We start from the raw sequence: 15,335 nt of genomic DNA, 5'->3' as shown, positions 1-15,335 counted from the left end.
GCTTTTTGAATCTCAGCTTCCGGGGTTTTATGACTTTTCTTAATGAAAAGCTGCCACATGTATCGTGTCGGGCCAGGTCTGCAGGAGTGTATTAACTCAGGGAGATTGAGACGCCCGATGCGATCAAAGCTTCAGGCGCTGGTCTATGAAAGTTTTGATTCGATCGGGCGTGTTGATATCACCTCACGCCCGGCTTTTAACCCATCGGATGCGCTGGCTGAGGCTCCAGAGCATCAGTGCGGCGAGGGCGATGCTGCCGAGCACGGCGAAAGCGACCTGATAAGACCAGGCGGCGGCGATGCTGCCGGTCAGTGCCGGGCTGCATGCCGCGCCCACGCCCTGCATCAGCATGACGAAACTCTGGCCGGCATTGGTGTGTCCACTGCCGTCAAGCACGCTGACGATATAGCCCGGTACTGCCACGCCCAGCAGCCCGGCGGCCAGACCATCAAGAATCTGTACCGGTACCATCGCATAGGTGCCATCGAACAGGGAGGCGATGCCGGCACGCACCGGCAGTACCACCAGCGCGAGGGTGATCAGCAGCGGGAAACCGAGGCGGCTGGCGTTTCGGGCGGCGAATAACGCCACGGGAATCATCACGCATTGCGAAATCACCACGGTTGCAGCGGTATAAACACCGGGGCTGAGCTGTCCGCTGTGCGTTGCCGCCGCGCGAATGCCCAGCATCGGCAACAGCGCGGCGTTGCCGAGGTGAAACAGCAGCAGCGTCAGGCCGGTAATCAGCAGCACCGGATTGCGCAGCAGGGCAGAGAAACCCGGAAGCTCTGCGGCCTGCTGTCCGGCACCGCCGCGCGCCGCGCGGTCATCGATCGCGTTACGCTGAATGGCGGCCACGGCAAAACATGCGCACAGTGCCATCGCGGTCATCAGAATAAAAACCGCATCGGTGCCCCACAGCCAGACGGCAAACCCGGCAAACAGCGCGGCAGTCATATTGCCGCCATGATTGAACGCCTCGTTTCTACCCATCTGCTGGCTGAACCCCTGAGAGCCGGTCAGGCCGAGGGTGACGCCGGTCAGTAACGGGGCAATAAGCGCGGCCGCGAGGCCGGTAACCACCTGCGAGGCAACCACCACTCCACCGTAAGGAAACCACCACAGCATCAGGGTAGCCAGCGTAATGAGCAGTGAGGCCAGAATCAGCAGCCCTTTTTTATGGTGCGTGGCATCGGTTGCCAGACCCGCCGGCAGCGTAGCCAGCAGACCGGCTAAACCGCCGGCAGTCATCGCCCAGCCAATATCATCCGCTCTCCAGCCATGTTCAGTAAGAAAGATCCCCAGGAAAGGGCCGAGTCCATCCCGCACGTCGGCCATGAAAAAATTGACCAGGCACAACGCCTGGAGAGACCGCAAAGCAGCGGGATGCGCTATCGGATTTGCATTCATGTTGTGATGAAGAAAGAGTGGAGGATGGTGACAAGCATAGAGCAGCAATGTGACATCGTAAATTAGCGCAGCGCGATTGGCGCACCGCTCGTACTGCGCTATACATCGTCCGCCGACTCACGGATAATTTGCTGTCTTACGCCCTTACAGAGATAAGCAATGCTGGAAAATCATCCGTCGCGTGACGCCATCAGGCTGGAGAATGTGCTGGCCGCGCTGGGCAATCCGATGCGCATGGCGGTCGTCGCGCTGCTGGCACAGGGGGAGGAGCGCAGCTGCGGCTCGCTGCTGCAAGGCGTATCCAAATCTACCTTAACCCATCACTGGCGGGTACTGCGTGACAGCGGCGTAATCTGGCAAAAACCCTCTGGCCGCGAGAATCTGCTGTCACTGCGTCGCGACGATCTGGACGCGCGCTTTCCCGGTCTGCTTGATGCGTTGCTCAGCGCCGCCGTTGACGATGCCGCCACCCGAAGCGCGCTGCAGGCTTTTCAGCACGCGGAGTAGCGCCCTTTTCGCCGGAGCGGCTGCAATTGCAACAGCCTGGCGACAGCGGCTGCTGCATCCGCAACAGACATTCCTCATCCTCTCATTCAGTTAGCCGGCAAATCAGGCGTTTAATCTCTGCCAGGAACTGGCACGCTCACTGCATAGCCTCTTATAGCCAAAAACATTAATGAAGATAATTTTCCGTTAATCCAGCTATAAGAAGTCTCAGGAGAAACCTATGTCACAGGTAAAACCGCTGCAGTTTGCTTACTGGGTGCCTAATGTTTCAGGGGGTTTAGTCATCAGTCAGATCGAGCAGCGCACGCGCTGGGACGCGGAGTACAACCGTGAACTGGCGAAAATCGCTGAACGCGCCGGCTTCGATTATGCCCTGACGCAGATTCGTTTCACCGCCGGCTATGGCGCGGATAATCAGCACGAATCAGTCACCTTCTCTCAGGATCTGCTGAGCCACACCACAAAACTTAAAGTGATTGCCGCGCTGCTGCCGGGGCCGTGGAACCCGACGCTGGCGGCGAAGCAGATCGCTACCATCAGCCATCTGTACGGTCCGCGCATCGCGGTGAACATTGTCAGCGGCTGGTTTCGCGGCGAGTTCAAAGCGATTGGTGAACCCTGGCTCGATCACGAAGAGCGCTATCTGCGTTCGGAAGAGTTTATTCGCTGCCTGCGCGGCATCTGGCGTGAAAGCAGCTTCAGCTTCGCCGGAGATTTTTATCGCTTCCGCGACTACGCGCTCAAGCCTAAACCACTCGATCCGCTACCGGAAATTTTTCAGGGCGGCAGCTCGCGCGCCGCGCGGGACATGGCGTCACGAGTGTCTGACTGGTACTTCACCAACGGCAACACGCCACAGGGCGTACGCCAGCAGGTGGACGATATCCGTGCCAAAGCCGCCGTCAATCAGCACGCCGTTAAAATCGGCCTGAATGGTTTTGTCATCGCCCGCGAGAGCGAACAGGAAGCCCAGGCGGTGCTGCAGGAGATCATCGCCAAAGCCAATCCGGATGCAGTGAAAGGCTTCCAGCATGAGGTGAAAAATGCTGGCAGCGCGTCGCCGGAAGGCGAGGGCAACTGGGCCAAATCCTCCTTCGAGGATCTGGTGCAATACAACGACGGTTTTAAAACCAATCTGATTGGCACGCCGCAGCAAATTGCTGAGCGCATCATGGAGCAGAAACGCGCTGGCGTGGATTTACTGCTGCTGGCGTTTCTGCATTTCCATGAAGAGGTGGAGTTCTTTGGGCGGGAAGTTATCCCACGCGTGCGCGAACTGGAACGGCAGGAGGCGCTTAACGCCGTCACGGTCTGAGGTCAGATAGCGCGGTCGCGTCCGGCCAGCAGCGCCATCGCCATTTGCAGCGCGCTTACCGCCAACAGCATCAGCAGCGGGAGCTGCCAGCTACCGCTGACATCATGCAGCATGCCGAAGCACAGCGGTCCCAGCGCCGCCAGCCCGTACCCCACGCACTGCGCCATGCCGGAGAGTTTCGAGGCCTGGCGATGGTCCCGGGTGCGTAAATTAAACAGTGACAGGCTGATCAGCAGCGAGGCGCCCGCACCGAGGCCTGCCAGAATCAGCCACAATAGCGACCATGCGGGTGCCAGCAGCAGGCCGGTCACCGCGATGAAGATCGACAGCGAAGCCAGCAGCCCGATCAGACGCTGATCGCGCAGCTGCTTCAGCGCCCGCATACAGGCCAGATTGGAGGCGATCGCCACAATTTGATAGACGAACAACATGCCGCCCGCCTGAAGCTGACTGATGCCATTATCCTGTGCGAACGGGGTAAACCAGCCAATCAGGGTATAAAACAGCAGCGACTGGCTGGCCATGAACAGCGAAACCTGCCAGCCGATCGCGGAACGCCACGGCGAACGCGTTACGGTGACCTCTGTCGCGCGCTGCGCATGCGTCACGGAATTTTTCAGCTGCGGCAGCCATGCCAGCAGCGCGATCAGCGCCGGAATCAACCAGACCGCCAGCGACAGACGCCAGCCGGCGCTGCTGAGTTCGGCCAGCGGCACGGCCACGCCGGAAGCGATGCTGGCGGTGATGCCCATGGTCATGGCATACAGCCCGATATAACGTGCGGTGTGCGCGGTGTAATCACGCTTAATCAGCGGCGGCAGCAGGACGTTGGCCGCCGCGATCCCGCTACTGAGAATCAGCGTACCCAGCCACAGTGCCGTTTCGCTGCCGCTGATTCGCAGCAGTGAACCCAGGACGATCAGGAGTAACGCCCCCCACAGACTGCGCTCGAGGCCAAAGCGATTGCCAAACCAGGCGGCTGGCGGTGCCAGCGTGGCGAACATCAGCAGCGGTAAAAAGTTAATCACGCCGGCAGCGCTGGCGCTCAGGCCAAATGTCAGGCGAATATTTTCCAGTACCGGCCCGGTGGCGGTGATGGGCGTGCGTAAGTTGGCGGCGGTGAGTAACAGCAGCAGCAGGAAAAACCCGGAACGACGCAGGGCAGAATCAGCAGATAAAGCGGTATGGGACATGTTTGCGCACCATGGAAATGAGGCAGAAAGTCTCTGCATATGGTGCGTTGATTGACGTTAACGCCTACGCAGCAGCCTGGACCGCTGAACCGCTGGCTATACTAACCAGCTGTTAAATCGATGTAAAGCAGAGCCACCCGGCCGCCTTCCAGGATAACCTTCTTGCCGCTTTGCTTGTCTGACGGTGATAGCACGCGTCTGTGACCTGGCTGGTATTTACGCTGCCGGTGCGTTTTTTTGCCGGGGACTTGCGCCTTTCGCTATCCACGTCCACCTTTATACTCTCACTCTTCGCAAATGGACCAATGATGCTCTGGTTATGGAATGCGCTTATCCTGCTGGCTACCGTGATACTGATGGAGATCGTCGCGGCGCTGTCGCATAAATACATTATGCATGGCTGGGGATGGGGCTGGCATTTGTCGCATCATGAACCGCATGAGAGCAAATTTGAGCTCAACGACCTGTATGCCGTGGTGTTTGCGCTGCTGTCGATTGGCCTGATTTGGCTGGGTGTCAACGGTGTCTGGCCGCTGCAATGGATTGGCGCTGGCATGACGACCTATGGCGCGCTCTATTTTATGGTGCATGACGGCCTGGTCCATCAGCGCTGGCCGTTCCGCTATATTCCACGCAAAGGCTATCTGAAACGATTGTATATGGCGCACCGCATGCATCATGCGGTGCGGGGACGGGAAGGTTGCGTTTCCTTTGGCTTTCTTTACGCCCCGCCGCTGCACAAGCTGCAGGCGACGCTGCGCCAGCGCCATGGGCGTCGTGTCAACGCGGACGCTGCCACAGACCGGCAGGACGCGCCTGGGGATGAGCAAGGCGCGAAGTAAGCGCGACGCCGGCACCTTTCACCAGCAGCGCCAGCTTTTCGCCTTTACTGGTGCGCTGGCGCGTATCCCATGCCCGGGCACCGGCATGCTGCACTTTTACGCCAATTTCCCGGTAAACGCCGCGCGCGGTGGCGATCGCCCACGCCGAACGGAGCGGCAATCCGGGCAGCCCGCTGCGCGCTGACTGATAGTACGGTTCAGCCTCGCGCACCAGACGCGCTGCCAGCGGGGCCAGCGCTGCGCGGTGTTGCGGATCGGCAAGCTGGGCGGCGCTCAGTCCGGCCTCATCCAGCCAGCTCTGTGGCAGATAGCAGCGGCCATTCTCCGCGTCCTCAACGATATCCCGCGCGATATTGGTCAGCTGAAACGCCAGACCCAAATCACAGGCGTGATCGAGTACGCGCTCATCACGTACGCCCATCACGCGCGCCATCATTAACCCCACCACGCCGGCCACGTGATAGCAGTAACGCAGCGTGTCCCCGAAACACGCGTAACGTTCTTCACGCGCATCCATCGCAAACCCTTCCAGATGATCAAACGCCAGCTGCTGGGGAAGCTGATGCGTCAGCGCCACTTCCTGAAAAGCACGAAACGCCGGTTCATCCATGTGGGCACCGCTGTAGGCGCGGCGGGTTTCGATTTGCAGGTGGCGCATCCGCGCCTGTGCATCCGCAACCGTGTGCTGCGTGCCGCCTTCGCCCAGCGTCTGACCATCTATCACATCGTCACAGTGACGACACCATGCGTACAGCATCAGCGTACTGCGGCGCGTTGGAGGATCAAACAGCCGGGTAGCGCTGGCGAAACTTTTGGAGCCCTGCGCCATGGTTTGGGTGACCTGCTCAATCAGCGGCGGTTGGTTCATCCGGTCAGATCCTCCACCATCAGCTGGGCGGTGGCTTTCGCGGAGCCGATCACGCCTGGCACACCGGCACCGGGATGCGTGCCAGCCCCCACCAGATAAAGGTTAGTGATGTCGGCATCGCGGTTATGCGGCCGGAACCAGGCGCTTTGCGTCAAAATGGGTTCGAGCGAAAACGCTGAGCCCTGATGCGCGTGCAGCGTGTCGCGAAAATCAAACGGCGTAAACATACGGTGTGTCACTAACTGCTGTCGCAGACCCGGCATATAGTGCTCCTCCAGATAAGCAAAAATGCGATCGCGCAAGCGCGGTCCTTCCTGTTGCCAGTCAATTGCGGCGGTGCCGAGATGCGGCACCGGTGCCAGCACGTAAAAACTGCCGCAGCCCGCCGGTGCCAGCGACGGATCGCTGGAGCAGGGCGCGTGCAGATACAGCGAGAAATCTTCCGCCAGCTGGCTGCTATTGAAGATCTCATCGATCAATTCACGATAGCGCGGACCAAAGCACACGGTGTGATGCGCCAGCTGCGGATGGGCATGATTAAGACCAAAATAGAGCACAAACAGCGAGTTACTCATCCGCTTGCGCTTCAGCGTCGCCGCGCGTTTACGCGCCGCAGGATGCTGGCTCAACAGGCGATCGTAGGTATGCACCACGTCAGCATTTGACGCAACGGCGGCGGCGGCAAAACGGCGCCCATCCTTCAGCTGGACACCGCTGATGCGGTTACCCTCGGTCTCCAGCTGGCTGACTTCGGCGTTGAGCAGCAGTTCACCGCCCAAATCGCGAAACAGCCGCGCCATGCCATCAACCAGCGCGCCGGTACCGCCGCGCGGAAACCACACGCCCCATTCGCGCTCCAGCGCGTGAATTAAGGTATAGATCGAAGACGTTGCAAAAGGATTACCGCCGACCAGCAACGAGTGAAAGGAAAAAGCCTGGCGCAGATGATCGTCCTGAATAAATTTCGCCACCATGCTATAGACACTGCGCCAGGCCTGCAGCCGACCCAGCTGTGGCCCGGCACGCAGCATGTCGCGGAAGTGCAGAAAAGGCACGGTGCCAAGTTTCAGATAGCCCTCACGAAACACATCCTGTGAATAGGCCAGAAACTGGCGGTAACCGGCGACATCCTGTGGGTTAAAGGTGGCAATCTGCTGCTCCAGCTGCGCCTGATTGTTGTCGTAGTCCAGCTGCCTGCCGTCTTCCCAGCACAGGCGATAAAACGGCGTTACCGGCATCAGGTCGACATAATCACTGAGTTGCTTGCCTGCCAGCGTAAACAGCGCCTCGATAGCACTGGGATCGGTAATCACCGTCGGACCGGCATCAAAGGTAAAACCCTGATCCTGATAAACATAGGCGCGCCCGCCAGGCTTATCGCGCTGTTCCAGCAGCGTGACCGGCACGCCGGCCGCTTGCAGACGAATCGCCAGCGCCAGGCCACCGAAGCCTGCGCCAATCACATAGGTGCGTTTCATTATTTCTTCCCTGGTAACGGAGAGGTCATCATCAATGCGCGCAGCGCTTCGCCGAGAGGGACCGGCGGTTTGCCGCACAGAATGCGTGCTTTATCGCTGAGGCGCAGTTGCCCGGCGTAAAAGCGGCTAATCAATCCGGCGTCAAGCCGGTAAAAACGCTGCATCACGCGCCAGCGCTGTTCAGGCCGTCCGGCAAGAAACAGCATGCGATTTAACAGACGGAAAAAGCGCTGCTCGCGCCAGTGCTGACGGGCAAAGGATTCGATGCAGTGGCTCAGCGTGTGAGCATCGGCGGGCAGCGTGCTGGCAATCTTCTCCGCCAGCGCCACCGCGGCGGGTAGCGAGTAACCGGTGGTGGCGTGAAACAGTCCGGCGCGCAGCCCGCTGCACGGTTGTCCGTGCTGCTGATGCCAGAACTGATCGATATCGCCGCTGAGCGTGATCGGCAGCGAGCCGTGCTCCTCGCGCAGCAGCTGGCGCAGATTCCAGCCGCGCTGGTGGGCATAATCCGTAATATGCCGGCGCGCCTGTGCGGCATCCAGCGTGGCATGGTTGATGTAGTGGGTATCTTCAATCAGTAAACGTCTGGCACTGAGCGGCAGGGTGTAAACAAAGCGATAACCCTGCTGCTGATCAACGCTGGCGTCCATCAATATTGGCTGCTGCAGGCCATGCGGCGCCGCCAGCTGCCACTCCTGACCGACAAATGCCTGATAGCCGAGCTGCAGATGCGGTGTCGGCTGCAGCCCGCGTCCGTCAATCACCGCCTGCGCCTGTAACATCCCGCCATCCGCCAGTCTGACCCGGGTGGGCGAGACGTCGCTGACCGGCGCTGCGGTGCGTAGCGCGGCACCGAGCACCTGCTGTAAGTGCCGGGCAAAATCCTCGGAGGCAATGGAGCAATATTCACCATCCAGCTGGCGACGCAGGGTGGGGAAGCGTACCTGATAACCGGGCCAGCGCGCCGAAAGCAGCGGCTCGAGCCAGCGGAACTGCGCTTCGCTGACGTCTTCGCGGTGAAATGACCAGGTATGATTGCCGGCCGGCTGCGCCTGGCTCTCCAGCAGCAAAATTTTAAGTGCGGGCTGCAGCTGGTGTAAACGCAGCGCAATCAGCCCGTTAGCCAGGCCGGCACCGACCAGAATGACATCATAAGGTGCGCGCATCAGGTGGCCTCCGCCAGCACGATTTGCTGCTGACACAGCGCCTGCTCGACAATATCCGCCGCGCGCGTACAGCCACCGGCCCGCTGCAGCTGCGCCTGAATGGCTGACATGCGCAGACGATAGCGATCGTCACTCAGCAACTGTTGCAGGTGTTGCTCCAGCTGCGCGACCCGGCTGAAACGTGAGGCGCGCCGGCCGACGCCGTGCCACTCAATACGTGCCGCCACACCGGGCTGATCGAAGGCGATCGGCAGCGCCAGCATCGGCGTGCCACACTCCAGCGCTTCCAGCGCACTGTTCAGACCGGCGTGAGTGATAAACAGTTGCGCATGCTGCAGTGCCGCCCGCTGATCCACAAAATCGGTCACCCACGCAGCACCGGCCAGTCTGAGCTGATGTGCCTGGCTGGCGGTCAACCCGCCACAGTGCGCCACCACCAGCGACAGCTGCTGATTGCGGCAGGCCTGAGCCAGATGCAGAAACAGGCGAAAGCGATGTCCCTGTAGCGTGCCCAGAGAGGCATACACCACCGGCTGGCGCAGCGCTGACCAGGGAGCGGCAAGTGCGCCGCTAGCGACCTGGGTCCGCAGCGGGCCCACGCTGTGATAGCAGGCTGGCAGTTGCTGACGTGGAAAATCAAAAGCGGGCACCAGCTGACTGATTTGCGCCAGCGGCGACAGACACTGATGTAAGCCATGGCGTTCGGGCAGGCCGAAGGCGCGCGCATGACGAGCGATGACAGCGCCATGACGACGCATGATGCGGTCGTAGATGTCACTGCTGGCCTGATAGCGCTGCAGCGCTTTCTCATCCTGAGCAAAGCGAAAGGGCATCACCGCCAGCGGAATGGCCGCTTCGCGATTGACCGGCAGCGCGCAGGCCACCGACACGAACGGCAGCTGTAACGCCTCTGCCACCAGACCACCCGCCGCTTCCATTTGATCGGCAATCACGCCATCGACCTGCAGCCGTTGCAGCACCGCGGGTAGTTCGCGGCATAGCATATCGGTGGTGCTTGCCAGATCGTGAATCACGCGAAACAGCGACAGCCCGCCCGGTGCGGCCAGCCGCCTGAGTTCGCTGGAGAGCGATCCGGCAGGATGCGTGCGCTCGCCGACGGCCACAAAGGCAATGCGCTCGTCGCTCAGCAAGGTGCGTGCATCACTTTGCTGGATAAAGGTGATGCGATGTCCGCGCGCCAGCAGCGTTTGCGCCAGCGCCTGCAATGCGTGAAAGTGGCTGTAGAGCGGTGGCGCAATAACGGCAAAATGCCCCATAGGTATGACCGGCTTCAGTTGAACATCGCCAGCTGTTGATTAAACAGGGCGTGCATATATTGACGGGTGGCGACACCGCGATGGCAGGCGCAGGCAAGATGTGCATCGGCACTGCTTAAATGGTCGCGCAGACGACGTTCAGCCCCTTCCGGGCCCAGCATCTGCACCAGCGTGGATTTGCCCTGATCCTGATGACAGTCCTTGCCGGTGTGTTTAGAGCCATCTGCCAGGTCGTCCAGTAACTGGAATGCCTGACCTAAATCCTGCGCAAAATAGCTTAAACGCTGACGCACCTGCACTGACGCATCGGCCGCAATCGCCGCCATCTGCAGCGTGGCGCGAAACAGGACGCTGGTTTTCAGTTCGTTGGTCAGGGTGATGGCTTCCGGACTGCGGCTGTGTGCGCCGTCATGCAGATCCTGGAACTGACCCTGAACCAGTCCCTGCAGGCCCACGGCAGAGGAGAGCTCGGCAATGGCTTCGGCTTTGTGCGTTGCCGGCAGACCCGGCGCGAGTGCAATCACCTCAAAGGCGCGGCTGAGTAGCGCGACCGCCGCCAGGATCGCCACGTTTTCCCCATATTCACAGTGGATTGCCGGGCGTCCACGTCGCATCCGGGCGTTATCCATTGACGGAATATCGTCAAGGATCAGTGAGGCGGCGTGCACCATTTCGACCGCACAGGCAAGATCAAGGATGCCCTGCTGCGCCACGTCACAGCCCATATCGCGTGCTGCCAGCAGCAGCAAGAGCGGACGAATACGTTTGCCCGGTGCCAGCGTGCCGGCACGCATCGCGGCCCGAACGCGATCGGCCTGCTGCCCGGCAGGCAATAAATGTTCAAGATGGGCCTGCAATGCGTGATGCAACTGAAGGAGATCGCTTTCCTGGCTTGCTGTGGTATCGACATGGGCGGTCATAGCGGCTTTCCATGGTTAGTTAAATTCTTGTGCTTTTTCAATTAACCGTAGACCCGGTAAGGGGAGTGCGCCAGCGAGCGAAGCGACTTTAACACACCGTCACGCTTTTTTTATTTATTGAATAATCTGAGAAGTAATTCCTATGACCCTCAGGCCAGTTTTCGCTGCGGTGACTGTTATGATGTTGGGCGAGCAGAGGAGACAGCTATGACGACGCAAAAAGTGGCGGTAATCGGTGCGGGTGTGATCGGCCTCGCCGTGGCGTGGGCGCTGGCGCGGCAGGGGGCGCAGGTGACCCTCTTTGACCGGCAACACATGGGCGCGGGCACCAGCAGCACCACATTTGCCTGGGTAAACTCCAACGGCAAACAGCCTGCCAGCTATCACCGCCTCAATGCGCTGGCGATGGAGGAGCATATCCGGCTGCAGCTGACGCAGACCAATGGCGTGCGCTGGCTGGAACCTTGTGGCACCTGGGAGTGGGCCGGCACGGGTGAAGCCGAACAGCAACTGCAGCAGCGTGCCACCGCCTTGCAGGCCGCTGGCTATGCGGCACGGCAAAGGACGCTGGCCGAGCTGCAGCAGGAAATTCCTGAACTGTGCGCGTCTGCGGTGCACGGCAGCATCTGGCATTTTCCAACGGAATCGGTGCTCTATCCGGCGCTGTATCTGGCACGGCTGTGGTCAGAGGCGCAGGCGCACGGCGCGGTATTGCATCAGCATCAGGCGATTCAGCACATTAGTGAAAATGCGGAAGGCGTGACGGTGCAGCTGGAGCAGGGTGAGCAGTGGCAGGGTGATCGTCTGGTGCTGGCGACCGGACGCTGGGCCAATCAGCTGCTGCATACGCTTGGTCTGGAACTGGCGCTGATTGACACCAGCAAGCCTGATGCGATGGCCTGCAGCTTTCTGGCGCGCACCGCACCGCAGCCGTTATCGCTTGGCACCAACCTGATTTCTCCGCAGCTGAACGTGCGGCCGGACGGCGGCGGGCGGTTACTGTTACAGGCGCTGGATCTCGATCATCTCGCCGATCCGGGCGCGCCGCCGTCGACTCATGGCGCCATCGCCGATCAGTTTCGGGAGCGCTACCGTGCGCTGTTTGCCACGGCTGGTGCGTTGCAGATCGAGCAGATTGTCGTCGGGCAGCGGGCGCGTCCGGCTGATGGTTTGCCGGCGCTGGGCTTTGTCACCCCGCATCAGCGCGTGTATGTCGCGGTGACGCACAGCGGCGTCACGCTGTCACCGCTGATTGGCAGGCTGGTGGCAGAAGAACTGATCGGCGACGGTCCCAGCGACCTGCTGAAAGAGTTCCGGCCACAACGGCTGATCGGCAAAACCGCCAGCGCGTTTGCACCGATTCAGCGAAACTTTCCGGCGGCACAGTGAGCGAAGCGATGGCGCAGACCACAGGGTAGCGGGTCGATTAATTTTTAACCTGAATTAAGGCGTAGGCTGATCGCGATCAAAAAAACATCTGCCGGGCTGCTCAACCATGGAAGGCGAAACATAAGCCAGATGGAGGTGAGTATGCGTACCACCCTGATGACGCTGCCGCAGATGGCGCAATACCTTGATATCCCCTGTAGCACGCTGGCGCGTGCTATGTGTAATCGTGGCACGCTGGAAAAATTGCCGCTGCCGGCGGCGGTTGATGACAGCCTGCCGCTCTCCTCTCGCTGCTGGTCACGTGAAGAGGTCAGGCAGTTTCGCCATCGGCTACAGCGCCGCCGCCATCAGCGCTAGGAGAATCCAGCCGGTCGTCCTGACCGGCTGAATATCAGGCAGCGACACCATTCGGCCGTGCAGCGACATGACCGGCCCACAGGCTGGCAACCCATTTCACGCCTTTCGCGGTAAACCGTGCCTGCGAAAAAGCATGCTGGTTTTCACCCATTCCGCTGCGCAGTGCAAAATAGCCAGCCTGCAGATGGTGCTGCTGTGGTGTCAGCGCACCTTTGTCACGGTACATAATGTTGCGCTCAAGCAGAAACTGCCGAAACTCCGGCTCTTTCACCTTGAGCATTTTGCACAGCTGGCGAAAACCCAGCGACTCATGCACATCCACAAAGCGATCAAAGAATTCTGCCTTTGGGGCCGTCAGCGCCAGTTGCTGTTCCGCCGCACGGCGTTGCTCAAACTGTTCTGCCCAGGCACGGGCCGCTTCCGCCGGATTGGTGAAGTCGGGCAGATGGGTGAATTTTTCCCGCTCCTGCCAGCGGTCCAGCAGTTCGGCGGTAAAGCCGGGGGAAAGACGAGCAACCGCCAGCAGCGAGTCACGTTTATTCAGCTGAAACTCCTGACGTGTCTCACCTTCATGCTCGTAATGATTCACCGTGACAGGCTGGGAAAGGCGCTGCGCGGTTTCCAGGCTTTTAATCAGGCGCTTCACTTCGCCATGCGTGATGCCGGTTATTCTGGCAATTTCACGGCTGCTCATCAGCAGAGTTGCGTTGAGAGCAGCAAGACTTTCCGTTGAGATCATCATCAGTATCACCTCTTACAAACGTGGAACAGTCCATCAGACTGCTGGATAAGTATACAATATACTGTTTGTATATCCAGTATTATTTTTAGCCGTTGCTGTAAGAAATGCCTGTCTGCGAGATATCGCACAAAGCGCAACTGCGCCGGACCCCGCTCTGCACCCGATACCGATACGCTTGCCTATTCGACTATTACTACCAGGCTTAAGCGATTCAGGTTAAATAAAGACAGCCTTTCGTTACGCTTATTTATGAGGAGCTGATTATGAAAGCGTTAACTTATCATGGCCCGCATCGGGTGCGTGTTGAAACTGTTCCTGACCCGATTTTAGAGCAGCCGGACGACATTATTTTACGCGTCACCGCGACGGCAATTTGCGGCTCCGACTTACATCTTTATCGCGGAAAAATTCCCGGTACCGATCACGGTGATATATTTGGTCACGAATTTATGGGTGAAGTGGTCGAAGCGGGAAGTGAGGTTACCAACGTAAAAATTGGCGATCGCGTTGTGGTGCCCTTTGTTATTGCCTGTGGCGACTGTTTCTTTTGTCATCTGCATCAGTATGCGGCCTGTGAAAATACCAATAGCGGGCGCGGTGCTATTTTAAACAAGAAAAATATTACCCCGCCTGCAGCGTTATTTGGCTACAGCAAACTGTACGGTGGCGTGCCGGGCGGCCAGGCGGAATATGTGCGGGTGCCAAAAGCCAATGTCGGGCCGTTTAAAGTGCCGTTGGCGCTACCGGATGAGAAAGTGCTGTTTCTCTCCGATATCCTGCCCACCGCCTGGCAGGCAGTGCAAAATGCCGGGCTGGATAAAGGCTCCAGCGTCGCCATTTTTGGCGCCGGCCCGGTCGGGTTACTGAGCGCCGCCTGCGCGCGCCTGGCAGGCGCGGAAGAGATCTTTATGATTGACCACAACGCTTATCGACTGGAATTTGCCCGCCAGCGTTATGGGGTTACGCCGATCAATTTTGACGAAATCGACGATCCTGCTGGCTGGATCATTGATCATACCCAGGGCCACCGGGGCGTTGATGCGGTAATCGATGCGGTAGGTTTTGAAGCCAAGGGCAGCCTGACGGAAACGGTGATGAGTAATCTGAAGCTGGAGGGCAGCAGCGGGAAGGCGCTGCGGCAGTGTATTGCGGCAGTGCGCCGTGGCGGTGTGGTCAGCGTGCCGGGCGTGTATGCCGGCTTTATCCACGGCTTCCTGTTTGGCGATGCATTCGATAAAGGACTGACGTTTAAAATGGGCCAGACGCATGTGCAGGCCTATTTACCGCGCCTGCTGTCGCTGATTGAGCAAGGGCTGCTGACGCCGGAAGAGATTGTGACGCACCATATGCCGCTGGAAGAGGCCGCGCGCGGCTATGAAATCTTTGAAAAACGCAAAGAGGATTGCCGCAAAGTGATTCTGGTGCCCGGTATGGCCAGTACCACACCGGCGGCCTGAGTGCTGACAGGCTGCCTGACGGCAGCCTGCTTCTGTGGCTTAACGCACGATATCTTCATCGCGGTCGTTGAGCTCGGGTAGTGCAATTTGCCGTGAGGGCGCGTTATCGAGCCGATCGCCATAATCAGCACTGACATCGGGCAGGCTGGTAAACTGGCCATCGACGAACAAAAAGCTCAGGTGTTTTTCCACCTCGGCCAGTAATTCGGCCACTTCCTGCTCCGTTTCTCCCCCGGCATCTTTACCGTCCAGCTGCCAGCGATAACGATCGCCCACTCTTTCCGCACCGCCAATATCAACGATGTGGCCGTCGATATTTTCCACCAGTAAACGCTGACGGGAAAAATAGAGTAAATAGGGCATCCGATCGCGATTATTTTCTGACATAACATAACTCCTTCATGACGTTACCAC

At 59.3% G+C, this 15,335-nt stretch carries 15 protein-coding genes; 6 read left to right on the top strand and 9 right to left on the bottom strand.

From position 1 onward, the window contains the following. Positions 1–183: 183 nt before the first annotated feature. On the bottom strand, positions 184–1,410 hold the full coding sequence (locus tag C1Y43_RS06825) for an MFS transporter (RefSeq protein WP_104187590.1): 1,227 nt from the start codon (positions 1,408–1,410) through the stop codon (positions 184–186). Positions 1,411–1,569: 159 nt separating this feature from the next. Between C1Y43_RS06825 and C1Y43_RS06820 the strand changes: the two genes are divergently transcribed. Both C1Y43_RS06820 and sfnG read left to right on the top strand, forming a co-directional pair. Continuing rightward, entirely contained in the window at positions 1,570–1,917 is a 348-nt protein-coding gene (locus C1Y43_RS06820; protein WP_104093428.1) for a helix-turn-helix transcriptional regulator, read from the top strand. 220 nt (positions 1,918–2,137) lie between these two features. After that, positions 2,138–3,232, top strand: coding sequence for a dimethylsulfone monooxygenase SfnG (sfnG, locus tag C1Y43_RS06815; RefSeq protein WP_021508881.1), 1,095 nt, complete (start codon positions 2,138–2,140; stop codon positions 3,230–3,232). Positions 3,233–3,234: 2 nt separating this feature from the next. On the opposite strand, the gene C1Y43_RS06810 is transcribed toward sfnG, so the two are convergent. Continuing rightward, complete coding sequence (locus C1Y43_RS06810; protein WP_059009313.1) at positions 3,235–4,425, bottom strand: MFS transporter; 1,191 nt, start codon at positions 4,423–4,425, stop codon at positions 3,235–3,237. A 308-nt stretch (positions 4,426–4,733) separates the two neighbouring features. Between C1Y43_RS06810 and C1Y43_RS06805 the strand changes: the two genes are divergently transcribed. Beyond that, on the top strand, positions 4,734–5,267 hold the full coding sequence (locus C1Y43_RS06805; RefSeq protein ID WP_022547228.1) for a sterol desaturase family protein: 534 nt from the start codon (positions 4,734–4,736) through the stop codon (positions 5,265–5,267). On the opposite strand, the gene crtB is transcribed toward C1Y43_RS06805, so the two are convergent. From crtB to C1Y43_RS06780, 5 genes are read right to left on the bottom strand one after another with little or no spacing between them, the layout of a single operon-like run. Next, positions 5,206–6,135: a 15-cis-phytoene synthase CrtB gene (crtB, locus tag C1Y43_RS06800; RefSeq protein WP_104187588.1), complete on the bottom strand. Its 930-nt coding sequence runs from the start codon at positions 6,133–6,135 to the stop codon at positions 5,206–5,208. The two genes, C1Y43_RS06805 and crtB, sit on opposite strands and share 62 nt — an antisense overlap. After that, positions 6,132–7,613, bottom strand: coding sequence for a phytoene desaturase (locus C1Y43_RS06795; RefSeq protein WP_058770350.1), 1,482 nt, complete (start codon positions 7,611–7,613; stop codon positions 6,132–6,134). Before C1Y43_RS06795 ends, crtB begins: the two co-directional genes overlap by 4 nt. Next, positions 7,613–8,779: a lycopene beta-cyclase CrtY gene (crtY, locus tag C1Y43_RS06790; RefSeq protein WP_104187586.1), complete on the bottom strand. Its 1,167-nt coding sequence runs from the start codon at positions 8,777–8,779 to the stop codon at positions 7,613–7,615. The genes C1Y43_RS06795 and crtY overlap by 1 nt, the downstream gene beginning before the upstream one ends. Continuing rightward, a complete protein-coding gene (locus C1Y43_RS06785; RefSeq protein WP_104187585.1) occupies positions 8,779–10,056 on the bottom strand; it encodes a glycosyltransferase in 1,278 nt (425 codons plus the stop codon). Before C1Y43_RS06785 ends, crtY begins: the two co-directional genes overlap by 1 nt. 14 nt (positions 10,057–10,070) lie before the next feature. Next, positions 10,071–10,976, bottom strand: a complete 906-nt coding sequence (locus C1Y43_RS06780; RefSeq protein ID WP_022547229.1) for a polyprenyl synthetase family protein — start codon at positions 10,974–10,976, stop codon at positions 10,071–10,073. Between the two features lie 117 nt (positions 10,977–11,093). Here C1Y43_RS06780 and C1Y43_RS06775 point away from each other — a divergent pair, with 117 nt between their 5' ends. Together C1Y43_RS06775 and C1Y43_RS06770 are read left to right on the top strand one after the other, a co-directional pair. Beyond that, positions 11,094–12,365: an FAD-binding oxidoreductase gene (locus tag C1Y43_RS06775; protein WP_348770968.1), complete on the top strand. Its 1,272-nt coding sequence runs from the start codon at positions 11,094–11,096 to the stop codon at positions 12,363–12,365. A gap of 141 nt (positions 12,366–12,506) precedes the next feature. After that, a complete protein-coding gene (locus C1Y43_RS06770; RefSeq protein ID WP_166718405.1) occupies positions 12,507–12,722 on the top strand; it encodes a hypothetical protein in 216 nt (71 codons plus the stop codon). Between the two features lie 34 nt (positions 12,723–12,756). Here C1Y43_RS06770 and C1Y43_RS06765 read toward each other — a convergent pair whose 3' ends face one another. Continuing rightward, positions 12,757–13,464: a phage antirepressor KilAC domain-containing protein gene (locus C1Y43_RS06765; RefSeq protein ID WP_021508892.1), complete on the bottom strand. Its 708-nt coding sequence runs from the start codon at positions 13,462–13,464 to the stop codon at positions 12,757–12,759. Positions 13,465–13,727: 263 nt separating this feature from the next. On the opposite strand from C1Y43_RS06765, the gene C1Y43_RS06760 reads away from it, so the two are divergent. Beyond that, complete coding sequence (locus C1Y43_RS06760; protein WP_021508893.1) at positions 13,728–14,921, top strand: zinc-dependent alcohol dehydrogenase; 1,194 nt, start codon at positions 13,728–13,730, stop codon at positions 14,919–14,921. Positions 14,922–14,960: 39 nt separating this feature from the next. On the opposite strand, the gene C1Y43_RS06755 is transcribed toward C1Y43_RS06760, so the two are convergent. After that, positions 14,961–15,308: a hypothetical protein gene (locus C1Y43_RS06755; RefSeq protein WP_058770346.1), complete on the bottom strand. Its 348-nt coding sequence runs from the start codon at positions 15,306–15,308 to the stop codon at positions 14,961–14,963. Positions 15,309–15,335: the final 27 nt, after the last annotated feature.

Source organism: Pantoea sp. ICBG 828 (assembly GCF_002928355.1).
Taxonomy (GTDB): Bacteria; Pseudomonadota; Gammaproteobacteria; order Enterobacterales; family Enterobacteriaceae; genus Pantoea; species Pantoea dispersa.
This window is presented reverse-complemented; position numbering and strand designations above follow the sequence as displayed.

What these genes read in the sequence shown, in the direction of transcription:
- sfnG (WP_021508881.1), top strand. Translation starts at nt 2,138, where the DNA reads ATGTCACAGGTAAAACCGCTGCAGTTTGCTTACTGGGTGCCTAATGTT.
- C1Y43_RS06770 (WP_166718405.1), top strand. Translation starts at nt 12,507, where the DNA reads ATGCGTACCACCCTGATGACGCTGCCGCAGATGGCGCAATACCTTGAT.
- crtY (WP_104187586.1), bottom strand. Translation starts at nt 8,779, where the DNA reads ATGCGCGCACCTTATGATGTCATTCTGGTCGGTGCCGGCCTGGCTAAC.
- C1Y43_RS06795 (WP_058770350.1), bottom strand. Translation starts at nt 7,613, where the DNA reads ATGAAACGCACCTATGTGATTGGCGCAGGCTTCGGTGGCCTGGCGCTG.
- C1Y43_RS06780 (WP_022547229.1), bottom strand. Translation starts at nt 10,976, where the DNA reads ATGACCGCCCATGTCGATACCACAGCAAGCCAGGAAAGCGATCTCCTT.
- C1Y43_RS06805 (WP_022547228.1), top strand. Translation starts at nt 4,734, where the DNA reads ATGCTCTGGTTATGGAATGCGCTTATCCTGCTGGCTACCGTGATACTG.
- C1Y43_RS06825 (WP_104187590.1), bottom strand. Translation starts at nt 1,410, where the DNA reads ATGAATGCAAATCCGATAGCGCATCCCGCTGCTTTGCGGTCTCTCCAG.
- crtB (WP_104187588.1), bottom strand. Translation starts at nt 6,135, where the DNA reads ATGAACCAACCGCCGCTGATTGAGCAGGTCACCCAAACCATGGCGCAG.
- C1Y43_RS06785 (WP_104187585.1), bottom strand. Translation starts at nt 10,056, where the DNA reads ATGGGGCATTTTGCCGTTATTGCGCCACCGCTCTACAGCCACTTTCAC.
- C1Y43_RS06810 (WP_059009313.1), bottom strand. Translation starts at nt 4,425, where the DNA reads ATGTCCCATACCGCTTTATCTGCTGATTCTGCCCTGCGTCGTTCCGGG.
- C1Y43_RS06760 (WP_021508893.1), top strand. Translation starts at nt 13,728, where the DNA reads ATGAAAGCGTTAACTTATCATGGCCCGCATCGGGTGCGTGTTGAAACT.
- C1Y43_RS06755 (WP_058770346.1), bottom strand. Translation starts at nt 15,308, where the DNA reads ATGTCAGAAAATAATCGCGATCGGATGCCCTATTTACTCTATTTTTCC.
- C1Y43_RS06820 (WP_104093428.1), top strand. Translation starts at nt 1,570, where the DNA reads ATGCTGGAAAATCATCCGTCGCGTGACGCCATCAGGCTGGAGAATGTG.
- C1Y43_RS06765 (WP_021508892.1), bottom strand. Translation starts at nt 13,464, where the DNA reads ATGATGATCTCAACGGAAAGTCTTGCTGCTCTCAACGCAACTCTGCTG.